The sequence below is a fragment of the Sorangium aterium genome (assembly GCF_028368935.1).
In the GTDB taxonomy this organism is placed as follows: Bacteria; Myxococcota_A; Polyangia; order Polyangiales; family Polyangiaceae; genus Sorangium; species Sorangium atrum.
This window is the reverse complement of sequence record NZ_JAQNDK010000002.1, coordinates 174,450-193,874: the sequence shown is the minus strand read 5'-3', so window position 1 is coordinate 193,874 and position 19,425 is coordinate 174,450. Positions and strand designations below refer to the sequence as shown.

Sequence of the window (19,425 nt, the reverse complement as noted above, 5' to 3'; positions counted from 1 at the left end):
GCCGAAAACGTTCGTTCTTGAACGACGCGATGGCCTCGTGCAATAGTCGCCGCGGAGGATGGAAACGAACATGAAGCTTCGAATTAGCGTTACTTTGCTTGGCCTGCTCGCGACCTTCGCGGCGGGCGCGACTGCGTGCTCGGATGACGATGGTGGCACGACGTCGACGTCGTCCTCGACCAGCGGCACGGGCGGCGGCGCCACCAGCGGTGGCGCCACCGGCGGCGGCGGCGCCGGTGAGGGCGGCGGCGCCACGACCAGCGGCGGCGCCACCGGCGGCGGCGGCGCCGGCGAGGGCGGCGGGACCGGCGGCGGCTCGGCCTGTGAGGCGCTGCTCTGCGACGACTTCGAGTCGTACGAGGGCCAGGGCGAGAACGGCGAGAAGCTGGGCAAGTGGACGGTCTACACGGCCATGACGGGCTCCACCGTGTCGGTCGACACGTCGAAGCATTACAGCGGCACCAAGTCCATCAAGGTGACCACGCCCGCGAGCTCGGGAGACAACAACTACAAGTCGGCCATGATCAAGTTCACGGGCACCGACGCCCTGCCCACCGACGAGAACGTCATCCATGGACGCATGATGTTCTTCCTCGAGGCTGCGCCGACGGGGGATGTGCACTGGACCATCATCGACGGTTCAGGGACGATTCCTGGCAGCGATTTCGAGGGGATGCCCTACGCGGCACAGTATCGCTACGGCGGGCAGCACCCGGTCGCGGGCGGCAGCCAGCTCATGGCGAACTACGATACGCCCGGATACTGGAGCGACCCGAAGACCGGACCGCAGTCGGACTGCTGGCACCACGCGGAGGAGACGACGGTGGTCCCGACCGGCGCATGGACCTGCGTCGAGTTCAGCTTCGACGGGCCGAAGAACGAGATGCGCTTCTGGCTCAATGGCGAGGAGCTCTCCGATCTCAAGGTGTCCGGGACCGGCCAGGGCTGCGCCAACAACGTGGAGAACTACACGTGGAAAGCGCCGGCGTTCGACAGCATCGGCCTCGGCTGGGAGTCCTATCAGGCGGATTCCGCCCGCTCGATGTGGATCGATGACGTCGTGATCGGCACCGGGCCCATCGGCTGCCCGCCCGCGCAGTGAGCGCGCGTCGCTGAGCTCGGCGAGGCGCCGAGGAGAACTCCGCGCCTCGCTCGTCTCTGTCCCCGGGGTCGGGCGCGCGCTGCCCGCGGCCCCGCCTTCAGGCGCGCCGGCGCGCGCGGCGCAGGCCGCGGCGACGCGGCAGCGCGCGCCTGGAGCCGGCGCGCCTGACGAATGTCGGGTTCGCCGATTGATCGCTCGCCAGGACCGCTCTACGAGACGGCGGAGGTCCAACGCCTCACGAACCTGGAGGTCTCCGCTGTGATGAAACCGGCCTATCGTCTCTCGCTGCTCGCCTCGTTCGTCCTGGGCGCCACCGCTTGTGGCGGCGCGCCCGAGCCGGCCCCCGCGGTCCCCGACGTCCCCGCCCAGCCCGCGCAGCCTGCGCCGGAGGCGCCCGCGGCGCCCACGGCCGCGGCGCCCGAGGCCGCCCCGCCGGCCGCGGCGCCGGAGGCCGCGCCGCCTGCGCCGCCGGTGAGCATCTCGGTGCCCATCGAGGCGCGGACCAAGTCGAAGCTCAAGGGCACCGCGACCTTCACCGAGGTCGAGGGCGGCGTGAAGGTCGCCGTCCAGATCTCGGGCGCTCCCAAGGGCAAGGTCGCCGTCCACGTGCACGAGACCGGCGATTGCAGCGCGCCGGACGCGAAGAGCGCGGGCGCGCATTACAACCCCGAGAACCACCCGCACGGCATCCCCGACGGCGCGCCTCACCACCTCGGCGATCTCGGCAACATCGAGGTCAAGGCCGATGGGACCGGCGCCCATGAGATCATCGCCAAGGGCGCGAATCTCAAGGAGGGCGCCCCGAACACCTTCCTCGGCCGCGCCATCATCGTCCACGAGAAGGCGGATGACGGCAGCCAGCCCGCCGGAAACGCCGGTGGCCGCATCGGTTGCGGCGTCATCTCGCAGGGCAAGTGAGAGCCGCGCGCGGCGCGGTCCGCCGCTCCACGCTCAGGACACGTTGACTCCACCTCGCCGCCCGTCCTGAGGGGGCCTCTCCCCGAGCGCCCGCAGGGCGGGAGTCTCGCTCTCCGTTGTCACCGGGGCGGAACGCTGACCGGATCGCCCTTTACCCCCGACGGCCCGGAAGCGCTGGAGCCCGACGGCCGCTCCTCGGGCCGCGTTCCGCTGGCCAGCAGCGCGACGACGATCGCCGCCGCCACCGCCGCCAGGACGAAGCCCGCCCTGAAGGGCGAGCGCAGCCGCCGGAGCGTGTCGGCGATCGTCGTCTCGTCGGAGTCCTCCTCGACGCGCGCCCTCGCCGGAGCTGGGCCGGCCGCGCCCAGCGCGGCGCGGCCGGCCTCGGCCCGGGTCTGCGGCCGGCCCGAGCCGGTCCCCGCCTCGCTCCGCTCCGCAGGACCGGCCTCCGCCCGGGCGCGCGCGTGGTCCGGGATCGTCGCCGCCTTGCTCCGCTCCGCCGGATCCACCTCCGCGTGGGCGCGAGGGCGGCCCGAGCCGGTCGCCGCCTCGCTCCGCTCCGCAGGACCGGCCTCGGCCCGGGCGCGAGGGCGCTCCGAGACCGTGACGGCCTCGCTCGGCTCCGCCGTATCCGCCTCCGCCTGGGCGCGAGGGCGGTCCGAGACCGTCGCCGCCTCGCTCCGCTCCACCACGTCGGCCTCCGCCGCACGGGCGCGCGAGCGGTCCGGGACCGTGGCCACCTCGCTCCGCTCGGCGGGATCGTCGTCCGCAGGAGTCGCAGAGAACACGGGAGGCGGCAGCTCCGGGCGCAGCTCGGTCGCCATGCCGCCGGTGGATGGGCCGGAGCCCATGGTGGTGGGGATCGAGCCGCGCTCCCCCGCGTCGCTGCCGTCCACGCCGGGGCGCGCCCCGGCCAGCGAGTCGCGCAGGCCCCCGCGGAGGATGCGCTGGATGCGGTCGACGAGCGGCTGGGCAGCGGGCGGCGCGAACGGGCGGAGCGCCAGCGTGAGCTCCGCCAGGTCGGGCCAGCGCTTGTCGCGGTCCCGCTCGAGGCACCGCATGATGATCGGATCGATCTCCGGCGAGAGCCCGCGGCAGACCTTCGACGGCAGCTGCGGCACGAACTTGCCCCCGAGCACGAGCGAGACCGTCTGGACGGAGCGCGCGTGCATGGGATACCGGCCGGTGAGCAGCACGTAGAGGAGCGACCCGACCGCCCAGATGTCCGCGCGCGCGTCGACGTCGCGCTGCCCGCGCATCTGCTCGGGCGGCATGTAGTGGGGCGTGCCCAGCATCTGGCCCGTGCTGGTCCGCATCTCGGCGACGCCGAGGAGCGCCGCCTGCGACACCTTGGAGACGCCGAAGTCGAGCACCTTGATGCACGGCGTCCCCTCGCGGGTGTGCGTCAAGAAGAGGTTGGCCGGCTTCACGTCGCGGTGCACGAGCCCGAGCGCGTGCGCCTCCGCGAGCGCGTCGCACGCCTGGATGACGTAGAGCGTCGCCTCCTCCACCGGCAGCGGGCCCCGCTGCTTGCGGATGACCCGGAGATCGCGGCCATCGAGGAACTCCATCACCATGTACGGCAGCCCGTTCTCGAGCCGCCCGACGTCGTGCACCTTGACCGCGTGCTCGCTCCTGAGCCGCGACGCGATCCGCGCCTCCTGCAGGAAGCGCCCGCACATCTCCGGATCGGCCGCGGTCGCCGGCAGGAGCACCTTGATCGCCCGGAGCTCGTCGAGATCGACGTGGGTCGCGGCGACGACGGCGCCCATCGCGCCCTTGTCGAGCAGCCGGTCCACGCGGTACTTGCCGGCGATCAGGGTTCCGACCTCCAGCCCTTCGATCTCTTCCAGGCCGCGCATGTTCGAAACCTCCGACCGAGAGCGCCGCGCCGCGGCAGCCAGCATAGCGCAGCCGATCGTCGGCCGGACAGCCGATGCCGAGGCGCCGCGCATCTGGCCCTCTGCGCCCTCTGCTGGCCGGTGCGACGTTCGCGCATCGGCGCGGCGCGATGTCGCGGACACTCTCACCGACGCCGAGCGCCGCCGCGCTCCAAGGAGCGCACTACCCGGCGCGGCCCGCCGGCGCGGCCCGCCCCGGCTCAGCCCCCTTCCCGCGCCGCGCTCGGCCTCTTGATCGCGACCGTCCGCCGCGCGCCGCCCGACTCGAGCGTGAGCTCGAGGGTGGCCCCCTCCTGCGCGCTCGGCAGCGCATGACGCATCGCTTCAAAGCTGACGACCGGCCGGCCGTTGATCGCGACCACCGCGTCGCCGACGCGGACGCCCGCGGCCGCGGCGGGGCCGCGGTCTTCCACGGCGACAACGACGGCGTCTCCGCTCGTCTTCAGCTCGCCTTCGAGCAGGGGGAAGAGGGGCGCCGCGGTCAGCCCGAGCGCGCTGACCGTCCTCCGGTAGCTCTGCACGGCCGCGTCGAAGCTCTCCTTGCGCATGCGGTAGCGCGCGACGGCCGCCACCGCGCCGTCGCGCTCCTGGAAGCGCGCGTCGACGCGCTCGGGCGTGGCGAACGCGCCGACCTGCTTCAGGTAGCGGCTCGCCTCGGCCTCCGCCATGCCGGCGCGCCGCGCGCCGCCGCCGTGCGCCTGGATGAAGCCGTACGCCTGCGACCCCGCGAGCGCCGGCACGACGTTGCTCGCGAGCCGGGAGATCGCGTCGGCGCGCGCGACCGCGAGCGCCGCCTCTCGGCTGGCGCCCGAGCCCTCGCCGACAACGAAGATCGCGTCGCCCTCGGCGGTGAACGGCCTGTCCATCCACGGAGGGCCCTCCTCGACCGGCGGCGCCGCGCGCCACCCCGAGCTCGGCGCGGGCGGCGGGGCCGCCCCGGCGGCGGGGCGCGAGCGTCCCCGGGCCTGGTAGGCGAAGGCCACGGCGAGGACGAGCAGCGCTCCCGCCGCGAACGCCGCGAGCACCCCGCGCGATTTGGAGCCTCCGGCCGCCGAGACGGCCGCGGCCGACGGAGACGCCCCCGCCGGCGCCGCTGCCGGCGCCGCGGCGCCCGCCGATGCCGCTGCGCCTGCCGACGCTGCTGCGCCAACGGGCGCCCCGGCCCCCGCCCCCGTCACATGCCCCCCGGCGGCAGACCGCTTCGTCGCCGGCTCATGCGCCCCGGCGAGCGTGGGCGCCGGCTCCGGCGCGGCGCCGAGGCGCTTCAGCGCCGGCCGGAGCCACGGGAACGCGAGCGGCGCGTTGCACCGCTTGCACGGCACGTACGGCTCCCGATCGTCGCGGGCGGCCTGCGCGGCCTCCTTCACGTCGAGCAGCGTCTGCCGGGGCGCGTTGCACCGCTCGCAGGTGCCGTCGACGATCGCCGAGACCACCTCCGCGCGCAGCGGGGGGCTCTCCGCGGCGAGGTGCTCGAGCAGCACCACCGGACAGCCCTCGATCTGGATCGACGTCACCTCGCCGCCCAGCGCGCGGAGCGACAGCGCGAGCGCCCTCGCGCCCTCGGACGTCACCCCCGCCGCGCCCGCGAGATCGAGGACCAGCGGCCCCTCGATCCCGTCGAGCGCGCGCTTCCACCGGACGTGCGCGTCGAGCTTGCAGCGCACGCGGATGCGGGTCCCGCGCTCGTCGACCGTCTTCTCGATCGCCTCGTGGGTCCCCGCGTCGAGCCGCGCGAGCTCGTCGAGCGCGGCCCGCACGTCCGCCGGCAGATCGATCCCCGCCTGGCTCGCCGCGAACGCGAAGTAGCTCTCGGCGTCGTCGTCGAACACCGCCGCCGCGCCGCAGCGCGGGCAGGGGCTCGCGGGCGGCTCGTGCGTCCTGACGAGGTGCGCGTCCCTGTCGCAGTCGAACAGCCGGTCGAAGGCGGCGCCGCAGCGCTCGCACCGGTACGGGCCGTAGAACGACACGACGCGCCCGTCCCCGAAGAAGCGGCGGATCATGCTGATCTGGTTCACGATCGGCTCGGTGCAGCGGCCGATGTAGATCTCGGACGCGCTCCGCGACACCTCGGCCAGCATCGCCATCCACTCGCGCACGCCGAACGACGTGACCCGCTGCACCCCGCCCAGATCGAAGAGCACGCGGCCGGAGATGCCGCGCGCGACCGCGAGGCCCTGGAGCTCCTCGGTCATCCGCCCCGACAGCGAGACGATGAGCAGGCTGCCCAGCCTCCGCTTGGTCACCGTGAGGGCCCGCGGGCCGTGCCCGTGCGCCCCCTCGGGCTCCGCGCCCTCCACGCCGGCGCCGGCGTCCGCGAGCGACAGCGCGGGGAGCCTCCTGGAGCGCGGTGGCGTGTCCGGATCCCCCGCTGCGTCGGGCCGCGACGCCGCGAAGAGCGGCGCGGAGAGCTTCGTGGCGACCCCGCCGGGGCGGCCGGTCTCGACGGCCTGCGGCGCCTCGGCCACGGCGTCGAGCGCGCCCGCGAAGGAGTCCTCGTTCTGTATCGGCTCCTGCTTCTCGACGATGTGCGATTCGAGGTCCTCCCCCGAGGCGAGCGCGCCCCGCCACACCTCCACGCGCTGGCCGAACAGCTCCGACATGAACGACGACAGGGCGAGCGCCGAGGTGGCGAGCCGCTCCTCCCGGGCGAACGCCTCGAGGTCGATCTGGAGATCCCTCGCGGTCGCGTACCGCTTCTCCCGATCCCGCTCCAGGCACTTGAGCAGGATGCGCTCCAGCCCCGGCGGGTAGTCGGCGCAGACCTCGCTCGGCGGCAGCACGGGGTCCTCCACGATCGCCCGCATCAGCTCGAACTCGGTTGCGCCGCGCCGGAACATCCGGCTCCCCGTCGACATCTCGTAGAGCAGCAGGCCGACCGAGTAGATGTCGCTCCGGCGATCGAGGTGCTCGCTCGTGCACTGCTCGGGCGACATGTACGGGACCTTGCCCTTGAGCGCGCCGTCGCGCGTCTCGTTGACGCGGTTCGCCGCCTTCGCGATCCCGAAGTCGAGGATCTTCACGGCCCCGTCGTAGGTGACGATCACGTTGTGCGGGGACACGTCGCGGTGGACGATGTCGAGCGGCTTGCCGTCGAAGCCGACCTTCTCGTGCGCGTAGTGGAGCCCGGCCGCGACGCCCGCCGCGATGGTGATCGCGTGCTCGATCGGCATCCGCCGGTTCGCCGACCGGAGCGACTTCCTGACGGTCCTGAGATCCTCGCCGTGGAGGTACTCCATCGCGATGACCGGCACGCCGTCGACGTCCTCGACGTCGTACATCTGGACGAGGTTGGGGTGGTCCAGGGTGGCGGCGATGCGCGCCTCGTCGAGGAACATCCGCACGAACTCGGGGCTGTCGACGAGGTGCGGGAGGATGCGCTTGACCACGCAGATCTTCCGCACGCCCGACATGCCCGCGACCGAGGCCACCCAGATCTCGGCCATGCCGCCCATGCCGATCTTCTTGATCAGCCGGTACCTGCCGAGCGTGGAGGGGTGGCGCGAGCCGACGCTCATGGGGCCGGCGGCGTAGCGCTCGGTCATTCGACCGCCTCCATCGCGCGGGCCGGCGGCGTCACTTCTCCAGGAGCGCGGCGGGCGGACATGGTGCTCATCGAGGGCCTTCGGCCTGGGATTTCGCGAAGCTCACGCTGCGGCGCTCACCGCGCGACTCGATCTGGAGCGTCATCGTACCACCGGCCGGCGTGCGCGCCCACGCGTCCGCCGCGGCCTTCCCGAAGATCTCGACGGACTGGACGGGGCGATCGTTGACCGACAGTACGATGTCCCCCGCGACGACCCCTGGATCCGCGCCGCGCTGCGAGCGCTCCGCCGCGACGACGACGAGCTCGCCGGAGGTGCGTACCCTCGCCTCGAGCTGCGGGAAGAAGCGCGCCACGGTGAGCCCCTGGAACGTGGCCGTCTGGCGGTAGAGCTCCGCGGCCGCGTCGAAGCTCTCCCGGGGCAGCCTGTAGCGCGCAAAGGCGAGCACGCCGTCGCCTTCCCGCCGCACGACGGCGTCGACGCGCTCGGGCGTCGCGAACGCGCCGACCTGCGCAAGGAAGCGCCCGGCGATGCGCTCGACGATCTCCGCGCGCTGCGCCGGCCCGGCGTCGGCCGGCGGCTGCGCGACGACCAGCTCGGCCGCGGGGGAGCCCGCGAGCTCGGCGGCGAGGCCGGACGTGAGGCGCTCGAGCGCGCCGTTGCGCGCCGCCGCGAGCGCGCCCGACTCGCTGGCCGCGGGGCCGCCGCGGCCGACGACGAGCACGCTCTCGCCCTCGATGACGAACGGCCGCTCGACCCACGCGGGCGGGAGGTCGTCCATGACCGACCAGCCCGCCGTGCCGGGGCCGCTCGCGGGCGGCGCCGGCGCGCGCGCCTGGCCCGCGGGCGCCGCCGAGGCCGCAGGCGCCGCCGAGGCCGCAGGCGCCGCCGAGGCCGCAGGCGCTGCCGAGGCCACGGGCGCTGCCGAGGCCGCGGGCGCTGCTGCGTGGCCGACGCCGCCGCGCCACGCCGCGAAGCCGACGGCCGCGAGCGCCACCCCGCCGAGCAGCGCGAGGAACGCCGCGTTGCCGCCCGCGCCGCGCTGCTGCGGCGCGGCGGCGCTCGTGTGCTGCTGCGCCTCGGGCGCCGCGGCCGGCTGCTGCTGCGAGCTCGCTGGAGGCAGGGCGGGCGGCAGCGGGGCCGAGGGGGCGCGCGCCGCGTGGGCGCCGAGGAGGTAGAGCAGCGAGCGGGAGCCGTCGAAGGCGAGCGGCGTGTTGCAGCGCTTGCAGGTGACGCCCGGGTCCTGGCCGCCGTGGAGCAGGGGCGCGCGCCGATCGACCTCGACGAGCACCGTCCGGATCGCGCTGCACGACGCGCAGCGGCCCTCGACGACCGCGGACGCGATCCTCGCGCGCTCGGGCCACGAGGGGCCCGCCGTGCGCTCGGCGAGAAGCCGGGGACAGCCCTCGATGCGGATCGCCTCGACGGCGCCGTCGATCTTGCAGAGCGCCGACTCGAAGCGCGCCGCGCCGTCGGCGGTGACCGCGGGGACGTTGCTCAGGTCGAAGACGACCTGGCCCTCGAGGCCGTCGATGATGCGGCTCCAGCGGAGCGTGGCGGTCAGCTTGCTGCCCACCTTGAGGCGCGTGACGCGCCCCTCGACGGACTTCTCCACCACGTCGCCGACGGCCGGCTCGTCGGACCGCTCGAGCTCGAGGAGGATCTCGCGCACCTCCGGCGGGATCGCGCCGGCGCCGTGCTGGGCGACGAACCCGAAATACGTCTCCGCGTCGTCGTCGAAGGCGCCCGCGCCTTCGCAGCGGGGGCACACCGCGTCGGGCGCCTTGCCCTCGGCGAGCGAGGCCGCGTCGTGGGCGCAGTCGACGAGGCGCTCGAACTGGGCGCCGCACGACTCGCAGCAGTACGGCGCGTAGAACGAGACGACCCGCCCGTTGCCGGCGAACCGCCGGATCATGCTGAGCTGGTTGATGACCGGCTCGGAGCAGCGCGCGAGGTAGAGGGCGCGGAGGCGCGGCTGGGCCGCGTGGATCATCTGGAGCCACTCGCGGACGCCGAACGACGTGATCCGCTCGACGCCGGCCAGATCGAGCAGGACCTTGCCCTCGAGCTCCCGCGCGAGCGCCGCCCCCTTGAACGCCTCGGTCATGCGCCCGGCGAGCCGGACGACGAGGACGTCGCCGATCGTGCGCCGATCGAACGCGAGGCTGTCGAGGCGGCCGGCGGCGCCGGCGGGCGGCACGCTCCGCGTCGGCGCGGCGCGGTGCGCCCAGGCGGCCGGCGGCGGCCGGTCCACGGTGGTCGGGCTGTGCCCCGACGAGACCGGCCCCGAGGCAGGCTCGGCGCTGTGCGGGCGCGACGCCCTGCGGCCGTTCGGCGGCGGCACCCGGACGGTCGGCCGCGGCTCCTCGCCCTCGCGCGCCGGGGACAGCGGCGACGGCCCGGGCGCCGCGCTCGACGCCGACGCCGGCGCGTCGAAGGCGGTCTCGGACGTGAAGGTCGAGTCCGACGCGATCTCGAGCTCCTCGAACTCCGCCATCCCGCCGGCCGGCTGCGCGACCACGCGCGCCGCCACGGCCGGCGCGCGCTTCGCGGCGCGCGGCCTCCGCTCCCTCGGGCCTTCGCTCCTGACGAGCGGCGTGAGCGCCTCGGAGAGCACGGTGAGGGTCATGGTCTGGTTGTGCAGGTCGCAGTGGCCGGTCGCGTACGGCGAGATCTCCCCGTACGAGTAGAACCCCGTCACCTGCGTGCCCTTCGGCAGCACGTCCAGCACCGCCTCGACCTCTTCCTCGGTCCGGTCGCCCAGCACGATCCGGCGCCCCACGCAGCTGATCGCGATCGCCAGCGCATTGTCCCCGCCCGCCTTGCCCGCCTCGCTCGCCGCCCTCGCCGCCTGCTCCGCGCCCCCGATCAGCCGCTCGAAGTCCGCCTTCATCAGCTGCACGAGGTGCCCTCTCGGCACGTCCCCCGCGAACGTCAGCGACTGCGCGTCGTGGTCCACCGCCAGCACTGTCCGCACCAGCGCCTTCTCGTCCTGCGCCGTCGCGCGCAACGCCAGCGGGAACAGGAGCGCCGACGCCGGCAGCTCCGCCGCCTTGTCCCCGAGGTACTCCTTGTACAGCGCCAGCGCCGGGCGGCCGTCGACCTCGTAGAGCACGTTGCCCTCCGAGCGCGTCACCACGCGCTCCGGCCCGAACTTGTCCCAGCCGCCCTTCGACCCGTGCTGGATCACCACGTGCTCGCCGTACAGCCCCACGGCCGCCACGAGCCCGCTGCGCACCACGTCCCCCGCGCACACCCACGTCCGCTTGAACTGCGTCCCGTCCCCGGACAGGCCCCCGGTCACCACCACCGACTCCGGCAGCACCGCGTTCAGCCCGCGCACCAGCTGGCTGCCGTTCACCCCGAGCCCCTCCGACAGCACGAGCACCCCGCGCAGCCCCGGCCGCTCCAGCTTGCGCGCCAGCGCCTGCCCCGCGGCGAACGACTCCGACGCGCTCGCCACCTCCACCTGCGCCGTCGCCAGCGCCGTCCGCTCGAACCGCGCCACCGCCACCGTCAGCGTCCCGTCGCGCACCGACGTGCCCGCGATCTCCCCCGCGCTCGAGCACCCCACCACGTGCGACCGCGGGTACGCGCGCCGCAGCTCCCGGATCGCCCCGGGGTCGTCGAGGAGCTCCGGCGCCCCGAACGCCAGCACCAGCGTCCGCTCGCTGTCGAGCACCGGCAGCACCCGCACGGACCACTTCTTGGTGTCCCGATCGTAGTGGAAGGTCTCGAGGATCATGGAGCTCCGCGCTCTCAGGCTACCGCACGCGGGCGGCGACCGGCGTCATGTCGTGACGGGACGGGCGCCATGACGCGGCGGTCGAGCTCGCTCGCACGCCCGTCGTCCTCGTGGCGCCCTACGACACGCGGGCCACGACGAGCGTCACGTCGTCGTCGAGGGCGCGCTCGCCGCGGAACCTGGACACCGCCTCGACGATCGCGTCCCTCGCCTCCTCGGGCGCGCCGGCGGCCACGCTCTGGAAGAGCGATCGCAGCCGCTTCTCCGTGAACTGCTCGCTCGACTCGTTCTCGCACTCGGTCACGCCGTCGGTGAACCAGAGCAGGGCGTCGCCGCCCTCCAGGGCGATGGTGCTCGACGTGTACTCGGCCGAGCTCGCCGCCCCGAGCGGCTCGCCCTGCGCGGCGAGCTGCCGGATCGCGCTGTTCCTGACCAGGTAGGGGAACGGGTGCCCGGCGTTCGCGAGGGTCAGCGAGCCGGCTGCGGGGTCGAAGATGCACGCCGCGCACGTCATCAGGAACTTCTGCTGCCCCGCCTCGAAGATCGAGCAGTTCATGACCCGGAGCAGCTGCGCCGGGCTGAGCTGCTCGCGCGCGAACGTGCGCACGACGTCGCAGGCGGCCTTCGCCGCCCCCGTGATGATCGCGGACGAGATGCCGTGCCCGGTCACGTCGCCGACGACGGTGAGCAGCCTGCCGTCCGGCAGATCGTGGAACGTCCACCAGTCGCCGCCGCACTCCGCCGCGGGCTGGAAGTGGCTGGCGAGCCGCAGGGACGGCCGCTCGATGACGTCCTCGCTCGGAACGAGCATCTGCTGGACGGCGCGCGCGACCTCGAGCTGCTTCTTCAGCGACGCCTTCTCCGCCGTGTCGTAGAGCAGCTGCACCAGACGATCCCCGAGCGCGACGAGCTGGACGCGGACCTCGTTGATGGCCTCGTCCGAGCCGCTCGCGCCTGCGGCGTCCTGGGTCGCGCTGCCAGGCGCGGCCTGCGCGGCGCCGCTCAGGGAGAAGAGCTCGCCGAGCTTCGACGCGAAGCGCCGCTTGGCCGTGGAGATCGTCGAGCCGACCTCGATCGGCCGCGACGGCTCGACCTGCGAGCTCGCGGCGTCGTGGAAGATGGTCAGCGCGTCCCCGATGGCCACGACGACGCTGCGCAGGCGGTCCCGCTCGGCCAGGAGCTGGCGGTGCAGCGCGCCCATCTCGTTCGTGGAGAGGTCGAGCGAGCGGGTGAGCAGGCTCCGGTCGTCGGCGACGTGGCGGTAGTGCTCGCTGATGCGCGCGACCACCTTGTGCCAGGTCTCCTTGTCGGGCGGCTCGCCGAGGTCCTCGAGCCCGAGGCGCCTGAGCTGCCGCGCGAGGAGCGGATCGATCTCAGCCATGGCGCCCGCCTCGGCCGGCTCGCCGTCCTCTCGCGCCGCGCGCGGCGAGCGCGGGCGTCACCACCCGGTCCGCTCCAGCGTCTCCATCGCCGGCGTGGAGCGCTCGAAGAAGTGGAGGGACGCCGGGAGCGAGCGGAACTCGCGCGGGTTGACGTCGAGGTCCCAGAAGGAGGTGACCATCGTCGAGGCCATGGGCGACACGTCGACGACCAGCACGGCGCCGGCCGCGTAGATCTTGAGCATGCCGAGGCCGGCGCCGCCGCGCGAGGTGTCGAGCACGGGGGAGCTGGCCGCGTCGGCGCCGCGGGCGCTCAGGCCGCGGGTGATGCCCTCGAAGACGTGGTGTCGCCGGAGGCCGCCGAACGGATCGTGGGCCTGGAGGGCGAGGTACGCGCCGTCGGTGCCGAGGCGCAGGGTGGGGATCTCGTTCTCCTCGAGCACGACGTCGCGCCGCCTGTCGTGCGCGTAGCGGGGGCGGCCGCGGCGGTCGACGGGCGCGTCGTACATCGCGTTCATGAGCAGCTCGTGCGCGAGGGCGGCGAGCCGCTCGGCGACGCGCGCGGGGGCGCCGGAGCGCTCGGCCCAGTGCGCGACCTCGGTGACGGTGCGGTCGCGGTCGTCGCTCGTGCGGGGGCGCCATTTCACGATGGTGGCGCCCCAGGAGAGCAGGTCGGAGAGGCGAGGCGGCAGGGCGAGCGGCTTGAGGATGCGGCGGACGGCGAGGGCGATCTCCCAGGGCCGCGGCATGGAGGCGAAGCTCGGCCAGCCGACGATGCTGGAGAGGCGGGGCTCCTTGAGGGCGGCGTGGAGGATCGCGTCGGTGCTGCCCGAGGTCCACACGAGCAGGTGCATGCTGGGGTATCGCTCGGCCGCCCACTCGAGCGCGAGGTCGAGATCGGCGGCGTCGCAGCCGAGCAGGAGGGGTCGCTCGGACAGCCGGGCGCGCAGCTCGGCGGGATCGCTGGCGACGGGCACGTCCTGCAGGCCGGAGGCCGCCGCCATCACGCGGGCGATGCGCTGGCCGACGACGCGGTTCCGCTCGAGGACGGCGATGGTCGCTTTGGGAGGAGAGGCGCTCAAGGGCTCACCGCGGGTTATCCCCCTGGCACCGGCTGCCCCGGGGGTGGACACGGCCCATTACATCACAGCGCGCGTCCGAGAGGCGCCGTGAAGACGCCGAGCCGCCGCGTGGGCGTGGAGGCGCGGGGGGGCGCTCGCCCCCGCAGACGACCGCACATGCAGAGGCGGCGTCGCCGCCGAGCGCCGGATCCGGGCCCTGCACGGCATCGCTCCGTCGAGCCGCCGTCAAGCCGCCGCGCCGGTCACCGGACGCACTGAGACCAGGCCGTCTTGTTGTTGACGGTGTGCTGCTCCCAGTCGAGCGTTGTTGGATTGTACTCGAGCCAGACGCCATCGGTCCAGGTGTTCGACGTGAAGGGCCCGCCCAGCCCTGTCATGCCGCACGCCACCCCGCCGACCGAATTGCTCGCCAGAGGATCGATGCGGTGGTTGTTGCCGGCGAGCCACTGCCAGGCACCGTAGTTCTGCGGCACATCCACGCAGATGGCCTTCACCGTGGCCGTCACCGGGGTATCCACGCCCGTGGTGCTGACGCCCTCGAGGAACCATTCGCCCGAGGCGTCTTTTCGCACCCTCGCGTAGTCCGTGATCCAGTTGTTGAACCTGAATGCGCCGTTGCTGATCACCTGCGTGAGGAAGCACCGCCGTGACGACGTGCCGAACCCCATGCTCGTCGGCAGGCCATCCCCCGGTCCCCAGGTCCAGGTGTATTGACCCGTCCTGTTCTCCGCCGTGTTGACGCACACGGCGTTGGCGCCCAGGTTCTGGCCGCTGGCGGCGTCGACGTCGAGTATCCAGTCGCCGCCCGATCGCTGCACGCGCACCGAGGCCTGAGAGCTGGCCCCGAGCTTGCCCCAGACGCCTGCGAGGAAGCACGTCCGGTCGACGTCCGTCCCCAGGTTGAGCTCGCAGCTCCCCCCGCATCCCCAGCTGTACCCCGACCAGCCGACCGCCGCCTGGGCCTCCCCGACGGCCTCGTCCAGGGCCCCTTCGTCCTCATGGCCCACCTCGCCCACGCAGCCGAGCGCCAGGGGAGCGACGAGCAGCGCCAACGCCGAGCCGAGATGAGCGCTCCAGGGCTTGTTCACCAGCGTCTTCGATCTCATGGGAGGAGCTCCTTGGCAGAGGGGAAGTGAGTCGATTTCAAGTTCAGGACAACACTCCGACCTCTATCGTTTTCAACGATGGTTTGTCAACATGGTTAACTTTCGAGCAGCGCATTCTCTGCGACATGAAGCATGAAGGAGGAGGTCCGGAATCAACGAGCACCACGCGTGGGTGAGCCCCGTGCTCGCCTGTCGGGGCGCACGGGCACGCGGGCGCACGACCCGCTCGGCCAGGCTTCAAGTCTCCAGCTCTCGCCATCCCTCGCCGTCCCTCGCCCTCCCTCGCCGGACGGCGGCGACGGAGCGCGCGGCGACTGCCACGTTTGCGCGTTGACACCCACATGACTTAACCGGTAAAGTCGTCCATGCCATGCCGACCACGGCGTGGCGTGGAGGACCTCGCGCGGTCGTCCGTCGGCCCTTGTCTGCCGGGCGACGGCGCCGCGCGCTGTCACGGGGATGGAGCGTCGCGGGGACCGGACGTCGCCCGCGCGGAGAGGCTTGTCATGAAGACTGGACTTATGCCGCGTCGCATCTTCTTTCTATCGGCGCTGATGCTTTCCGCCGGCGCCGCCGCCGGTTGCTCTTCCAAGGAGAAAGCCGAGGCGGCGCGTGGCGCTCCGGAGGGGTCGGCGGCGTCCGCGCCGACGCCTGCGGCGAAGGGCGCCTCGATGGTCACGATATCGAGGGAGCAGCAGGCCTCCTGGGTGCGGAGCTTCAACCCCCTGCTCGCCGAGGGGAGCGTGCGATTCCCGACGCTCGCCGGCATCTACGAGCCGATGCTCATCTTCAACACGATGAAGGGCGAGTACACGCCGTGGCTCGCCACGAAATACGCGTGGAGCGATGGGAACAAGAGGCTCACCTTCACGACGCGCTCCGGCGTCCAGTGGTCGGATGGACAGGCGTTCTCGGCGAAGGACGTGGCTTTCACGTTCGAGCTCCTGAAGAAGCACCCCGCGCTCGACCTCTCGGGGGTGTGGAAGTTCGTCGAGTCCGTGAAGGCGACGGACGACACGACGGTCGAGTTCGCGTTGAAGCGGCCGTACGTCCCGGGGCTCAGCTACATCGGCCACCAGCCGATCGTGCCGGAGCACAAGTGGAAGGACGTCGCCGATCCGGTCACGTACGCGAACGAGACCCCCGTGGCGACAGGGCCGTTCACCGAGATCAAGACCTTTCAGAACCAGGTGTACGAGCTCGGCAAGAACCCGAACTACTGGCAGAAGGGGAAGCCCGCCGTCGATGGGCTGCGCTTCCCGGCGTACCCGGGCAACGACCAGGTCAATATGGCGATCATCAACGGCGAGGTCGACTGGGCGGGCGCGTTCGTCCCCGAGATCGAGAAGGTCTATGTCGCCAAGGACCCGGCGAACCACCATTACTGGTTCCCGCTCGTCGGCGGCATGGCCACGCTCTACCCGAACAGCACGAAGAAGCCGTTCGACGACGTGCGCGTGCGCAAGGCGATCAGCATGGGCATCGATCGGGCGCAGATCGTGAAGATCGCGTCCAACGACTACACCCAGCCGGCGGACGCGACAGGGCTCGACGACTCCTACGAGCGCTGGCGCAACCCGAAGGCCGTGGCGGCGGGCGACTGGGTGAAGCTCGACGTGGCGAGGGCGAAGCAGCTCCTCGACGAGGCCGGGTACACGCCGGGCCCGGACGGGATCCGGGTGAAGGACGGCGAGCCGATGCGCTTCGAGATCAACGTCGTCACCGGCTGGTCCGACTGGGTCCGCGCGGTCCAGATCATGACGCAGAACCTCAAGCAGCTCGGCATCGACGCCTCGCTCAAGGCGTACGATTTCAGCGCGTTCTTCGAGGCGCTCCAGAAGGGCACGTTCGACATGTCGATGGGGTGGACCACCGTCGAGCCGACGCCCTACAACTACTACCGGGATCTCATGTCGGCGGAGCTCGTGAAGCCCGTCGGCGAGGCGAGCGCGCGCAACTGGCACCGCTACGGCGACAAGGAGGCCGACAAGCTGTTCCAGCAGTTCGAGGCAGCGACGGAGTCAGCCGAGCAGAAGCGCATCCTCGACGAGGTGCAGCTGCTCTACGCGCAGAACGCGCCGGTGATCCCGCTCTTCAAGAACCCGTCCTGGGGCGAGTACAGCACGAAGCGCTTCACCGGCTTTCCCACCAAGGAGAACCCGTACGCCAAGCTGTCGCCGAACAACCCGCCGGAGTACCTGCTCGTCCTCACCGAGCTCAGGCCGAGATGACGCGCCGCGGGCCTTCGCGGCGGACACCGCGAAGGCCGCGTCGGCGGTGATCCCCTTCATCGGTGGCGGGCTCACCACGCTCCGAGCGCCACAACGCCGATCTGGTGCGCCGTCGTCACTGGCAAGACACGGAGCGCGGTCGTCCCCGGCTTCGATCGGTCGAATGAGATGTGGGGGACGAAGGACGCCACGGTGGCTGCGCCGACGACTGCCCCCGTCGCGACGAGCGCGGCCCCGAGGACGCCGGACCTGTCGCGCTGCACGCGCAAGCGGTGGAGCTCGGGGCACGCGGAGGGCTGCTGCGCCTTGGAGCACGCGTCCGAGGTCCACGCTGGATCGCGGCTGAGGCCTTCGATCCGCTCGTCGATGTCCCCGTCGAGCGCGCTCGCCCGCAGCATGAAGACGGCCCCCGACGAGACGGCGGCCGTCGTGACGGCGATCCCCGCGATCCGCAGCGCCCCCGGCCACGACGCCCAGGGCCCCGGCGCCGGGGGCGCGGCCGGCCCGACCGGTGCGCTCTTCTTCGCGCTCGGCTCGGGGGCGGGCGGGGGCGGCGGGGCCACGCGCGAGAGCGTCAGCGTCGCGCCGACCGTCGCCCCAGCGGCGATCTCGACCCGCTGCGAGAGCTCCTCGTACCCCGACAAGCGGGCCAGCAGCGTGTGCATCCCCGGATCGACGAACAGCTCGAGGACCGTGGCCCCTGTGCCCATCGGCTCCCCGTCCAGGAGGACCTCGGCGTCGGGCGGGGCAGCAGCCACGTAGATCCTTCCGACGTGCTCCAGCGCCTTGTTGAACCCGCTCTTGAACCGGCGGACGAGCGGCTCTTTCAGGACGGCGTCGTGATCGAGGCTCTCCCCCAGGTGCTCGGCGGCCTCGCGGTGCTTGCCCTGCTCCAGCTCGGAGAGCCCGAGATACCCGAGGACCTCGGCCTGCTGCACCTCGGTCATCCCGGCGGCGTCGGGCGCCGCCAGGGCGGCCTCGAAGCGCGCCTCGGCGTCCGCCCACCGCCGCCCGAAGAAGGCGATCCGCGCCTGCTGGCGCAGCGCCGCGGCCGCCGGCGGCGAGCCCCCGGGCGGGGGCGCCGCGCGCGAGGGCGCCGTGGCGCCGAGCAACGCACCGAGAAGGCAGCACCGCACCAGGACCGACCGCAAGCGCAAGCGCGTCATGTACAGCCCACCTTATCAACGACGTCGCCAGCCCGGCAACGGCGCACACTCGCGTGGCATCGGGCTCTTACACGACAGGTTTGACGTCGTCTCAGGAACGCAACCGACCGAGGACCTGAGTCCGCTCGTCCACCCGAGAGCCCCACGCGCAGCCCCGTAGGGGCACACGCGATTCACGCGATTCACATGGCGTGATGAACCCGAGGAGCTGCCCGGAATTTCTCGGTGGGAGGTGACTGCTCGGCCCGTGCGGAATCCACCGCATGAGCCTGGTACGTCACGCAAATCCAGCATGACTGCAACCACTTGTGAGACGATCCGATGCCCTCAGTGACCCATGAAGCCCTCGTGGAGCTGTTCAAGAACCGGCCGACGCTCGCCGCCGAGATGCTGCACGACGCGCTCGGCCATCCGGTCCCGACCTTCACGGAGGCGCGCGTCGAGTCCTCCGATTTTACCGAGATCGTGCCCTCCGACCGCCGCGCCGATGTCGTCGTCGTGCTGCTGGCCGGCGAGCAGCAGCGGCGCGCGATGGCGATCGTCGTCGAGGTCCAGCTCGGGGTGGACCCGGACAAGCCCTACGTCTGGCCGGTGTACGTCAGCCAGACGCGCGCCCGGCACCGCTGCCCGACCCGGCTGCTGGTCGTAACCATCAACGCGGCGATGGCGCGGTGGAGCGCGCGGCCGATCGATACGGGCCACCCCGGATGGACGCTGACGCCGCTGGTGCTCGGGCCCCAGGGCGTCCCGGTCGTCACCGATGCCGAGCAAGCGAGGGCGGCGCCCGAGGTGGCCGTGCTCTCCGCGATGGCGCACGGACAGAGCGAGGCCGCCGAAGCCATCGGCGTGGCCTTTTTTTCGGGGGCGGCGGACGAGCTCGATCAGGAGCGCCGGGCCGTCTACGGGGACCTGGTGCTATCCTCGATGAACGCAGCGGCGAGGCGGAAGTTGGAGGCGATGATGAAGAGCGGTTACCAGTTTCAGAGCGAATTCGCGCGCAGCTACGTGGCGAAGGGGCGAGAGGAAGGGATGCGGGAGGGCACCCTGAAGACGAAGGCGCACGACGTGCTCGCCGTCCTCGAAGCCCGTGGGCTCGAGGTCCCCGCCGAGGTGAGGGAACGCGTCCTCGCGAGCACCGACCTCGACGAGCTGGACCGCTGGATCCGCCGCGCCGCCGTGATCAGCGACGCCCGCGAGCTCCTCGCCACGACCGGCTTCTGAACCGACCCACCATCGCTGGCGGTGACGGCGCG

At 72.7% G+C, this 19,425-nt stretch carries 11 protein-coding genes; 4 read left to right on the top strand and 7 right to left on the bottom strand.

Annotated elements, in window-relative coordinates; genetic code table 11:
• Positions 1-70: 70 nt before the first annotated feature.
• Positions 71-1,102: a hypothetical protein gene (locus POL72_RS15620; protein ID WP_272096119.1), complete on the top strand. Its 1,032-nt coding sequence runs from the start codon at positions 71-73 to the stop codon at positions 1,100-1,102.
• Between the two features lie 261 nt (positions 1,103-1,363).
• Positions 1,364-2,020, top strand: coding sequence for a superoxide dismutase family protein (locus POL72_RS15615; RefSeq protein ID WP_272096118.1), 657 nt, complete (start codon positions 1,364-1,366; stop codon positions 2,018-2,020).
• A 119-nt stretch (positions 2,021-2,139) separates the two neighbouring features.
• Here the strand turns inward: POL72_RS15615 and POL72_RS15610 are convergent, their stop codons facing one another.
• The 6 genes from POL72_RS15610 to POL72_RS15585 all read right to left on the bottom strand — a co-directional run bounded on the left by POL72_RS15610 (position 2,140) and on the right by POL72_RS15585 (position 14,775).
• Positions 2,140-3,882: a serine/threonine protein kinase gene (locus POL72_RS15610; RefSeq protein WP_272096117.1), complete on the bottom strand. Its 1,743-nt coding sequence runs from the start codon at positions 3,880-3,882 to the stop codon at positions 2,140-2,142.
• Positions 3,883-4,121: 239 nt separating this feature from the next.
• On the bottom strand, positions 4,122-7,463 hold the full coding sequence (locus POL72_RS15605; RefSeq protein ID WP_272096116.1) for a protein kinase domain-containing protein: 3,342 nt from the start codon (positions 7,461-7,463) through the stop codon (positions 4,122-4,124).
• Between the two features lie 67 nt (positions 7,464-7,530).
• Positions 7,531-11,208 (bottom strand): FIST N-terminal domain-containing protein, encoded by a 3,678-nt coding sequence (locus POL72_RS15600; RefSeq protein ID WP_272096114.1) that lies wholly within the window; start codon positions 11,206-11,208, stop codon positions 7,531-7,533.
• 118 nt (positions 11,209-11,326) lie between these two features.
• Positions 11,327-12,589: a PP2C family protein-serine/threonine phosphatase gene (locus POL72_RS15595; RefSeq protein WP_272096113.1), complete on the bottom strand. Its 1,263-nt coding sequence runs from the start codon at positions 12,587-12,589 to the stop codon at positions 11,327-11,329.
• A 57-nt stretch (positions 12,590-12,646) separates the two neighbouring features.
• A complete protein-coding gene (locus POL72_RS15590; protein WP_272096112.1) occupies positions 12,647-13,669 on the bottom strand; it encodes a hypothetical protein in 1,023 nt (340 codons plus the stop codon).
• Between the two features lie 242 nt (positions 13,670-13,911).
• Positions 13,912-14,775 (bottom strand): hypothetical protein, encoded by an 864-nt coding sequence (locus POL72_RS15585; RefSeq protein ID WP_272096111.1) that lies wholly within the window; start codon positions 14,773-14,775, stop codon positions 13,912-13,914.
• Between the two features lie 506 nt (positions 14,776-15,281).
• Here POL72_RS15585 and POL72_RS15580 point away from each other — a divergent pair.
• Positions 15,282-17,006, top strand: a complete 1,725-nt coding sequence (locus POL72_RS15580) for an ABC transporter substrate-binding protein (RefSeq protein ID WP_272096110.1) — start codon at positions 15,282-15,284, stop codon at positions 17,004-17,006.
• A 71-nt stretch (positions 17,007-17,077) separates the two neighbouring features.
• Here POL72_RS15580 and POL72_RS15575 read toward each other — a convergent pair whose 3' ends face one another.
• Positions 17,078-18,172 carry a PEGA domain-containing protein gene (locus POL72_RS15575; protein ID WP_272096109.1) on the bottom strand — a complete coding sequence of 365 codons (1,095 nt, stop codon included), beginning with the start codon at positions 18,170-18,172 and terminating at the stop codon, positions 17,078-17,080.
• A gap of 321 nt (positions 18,173-18,493) precedes the next feature.
• Here POL72_RS15575 and POL72_RS15570 point away from each other — a divergent pair, with 321 nt between their 5' ends.
• The gene (locus POL72_RS15570; RefSeq protein WP_272096108.1) at positions 18,494-19,393 is read left to right on the top strand and encodes a hypothetical protein; all 900 of its coding nucleotides are present in this window, start codon (positions 18,494-18,496) and stop codon (positions 19,391-19,393) included.
• The last annotated feature ends 32 nt before the right edge of the window (positions 19,394-19,425 follow it).

What these genes read in the sequence shown, in the direction of transcription:
- POL72_RS15620 (WP_272096119.1), top strand. Translation starts at nt 71, where the DNA reads ATGAAGCTTCGAATTAGCGTTACTTTGCTTGGCCTGCTCGCGACCTTC.
- POL72_RS15615 (WP_272096118.1), top strand. Translation starts at nt 1,364, where the DNA reads ATGAAACCGGCCTATCGTCTCTCGCTGCTCGCCTCGTTCGTCCTGGGC.
- POL72_RS15610 (WP_272096117.1), bottom strand. Translation starts at nt 3,882, where the DNA reads ATGCGCGGCCTGGAAGAGATCGAAGGGCTGGAGGTCGGAACCCTGATC.
- POL72_RS15605 (WP_272096116.1), bottom strand. Translation starts at nt 7,463, where the DNA reads ATGACCGAGCGCTACGCCGCCGGCCCCATGAGCGTCGGCTCGCGCCAC.
- POL72_RS15600 (WP_272096114.1), bottom strand. Translation starts at nt 11,208, where the DNA reads ATGATCCTCGAGACCTTCCACTACGATCGGGACACCAAGAAGTGGTCC.
- POL72_RS15595 (WP_272096113.1), bottom strand. Translation starts at nt 12,589, where the DNA reads ATGGCTGAGATCGATCCGCTCCTCGCGCGGCAGCTCAGGCGCCTCGGG.
- POL72_RS15585 (WP_272096111.1), bottom strand. Translation starts at nt 14,775, where the DNA reads ATGAGATCGAAGACGCTGGTGAACAAGCCCTGGAGCGCTCATCTCGGC.
- POL72_RS15580 (WP_272096110.1), top strand. Translation starts at nt 15,282, where the DNA reads ATGAAGACTGGACTTATGCCGCGTCGCATCTTCTTTCTATCGGCGCTG.
- POL72_RS15575 (WP_272096109.1), bottom strand. Translation starts at nt 18,172, where the DNA reads ATGACGCGCTTGCGCTTGCGGTCGGTCCTGGTGCGGTGCTGCCTTCTC.
- POL72_RS15570 (WP_272096108.1), top strand. Translation starts at nt 18,494, where the DNA reads ATGCCCTCAGTGACCCATGAAGCCCTCGTGGAGCTGTTCAAGAACCGG.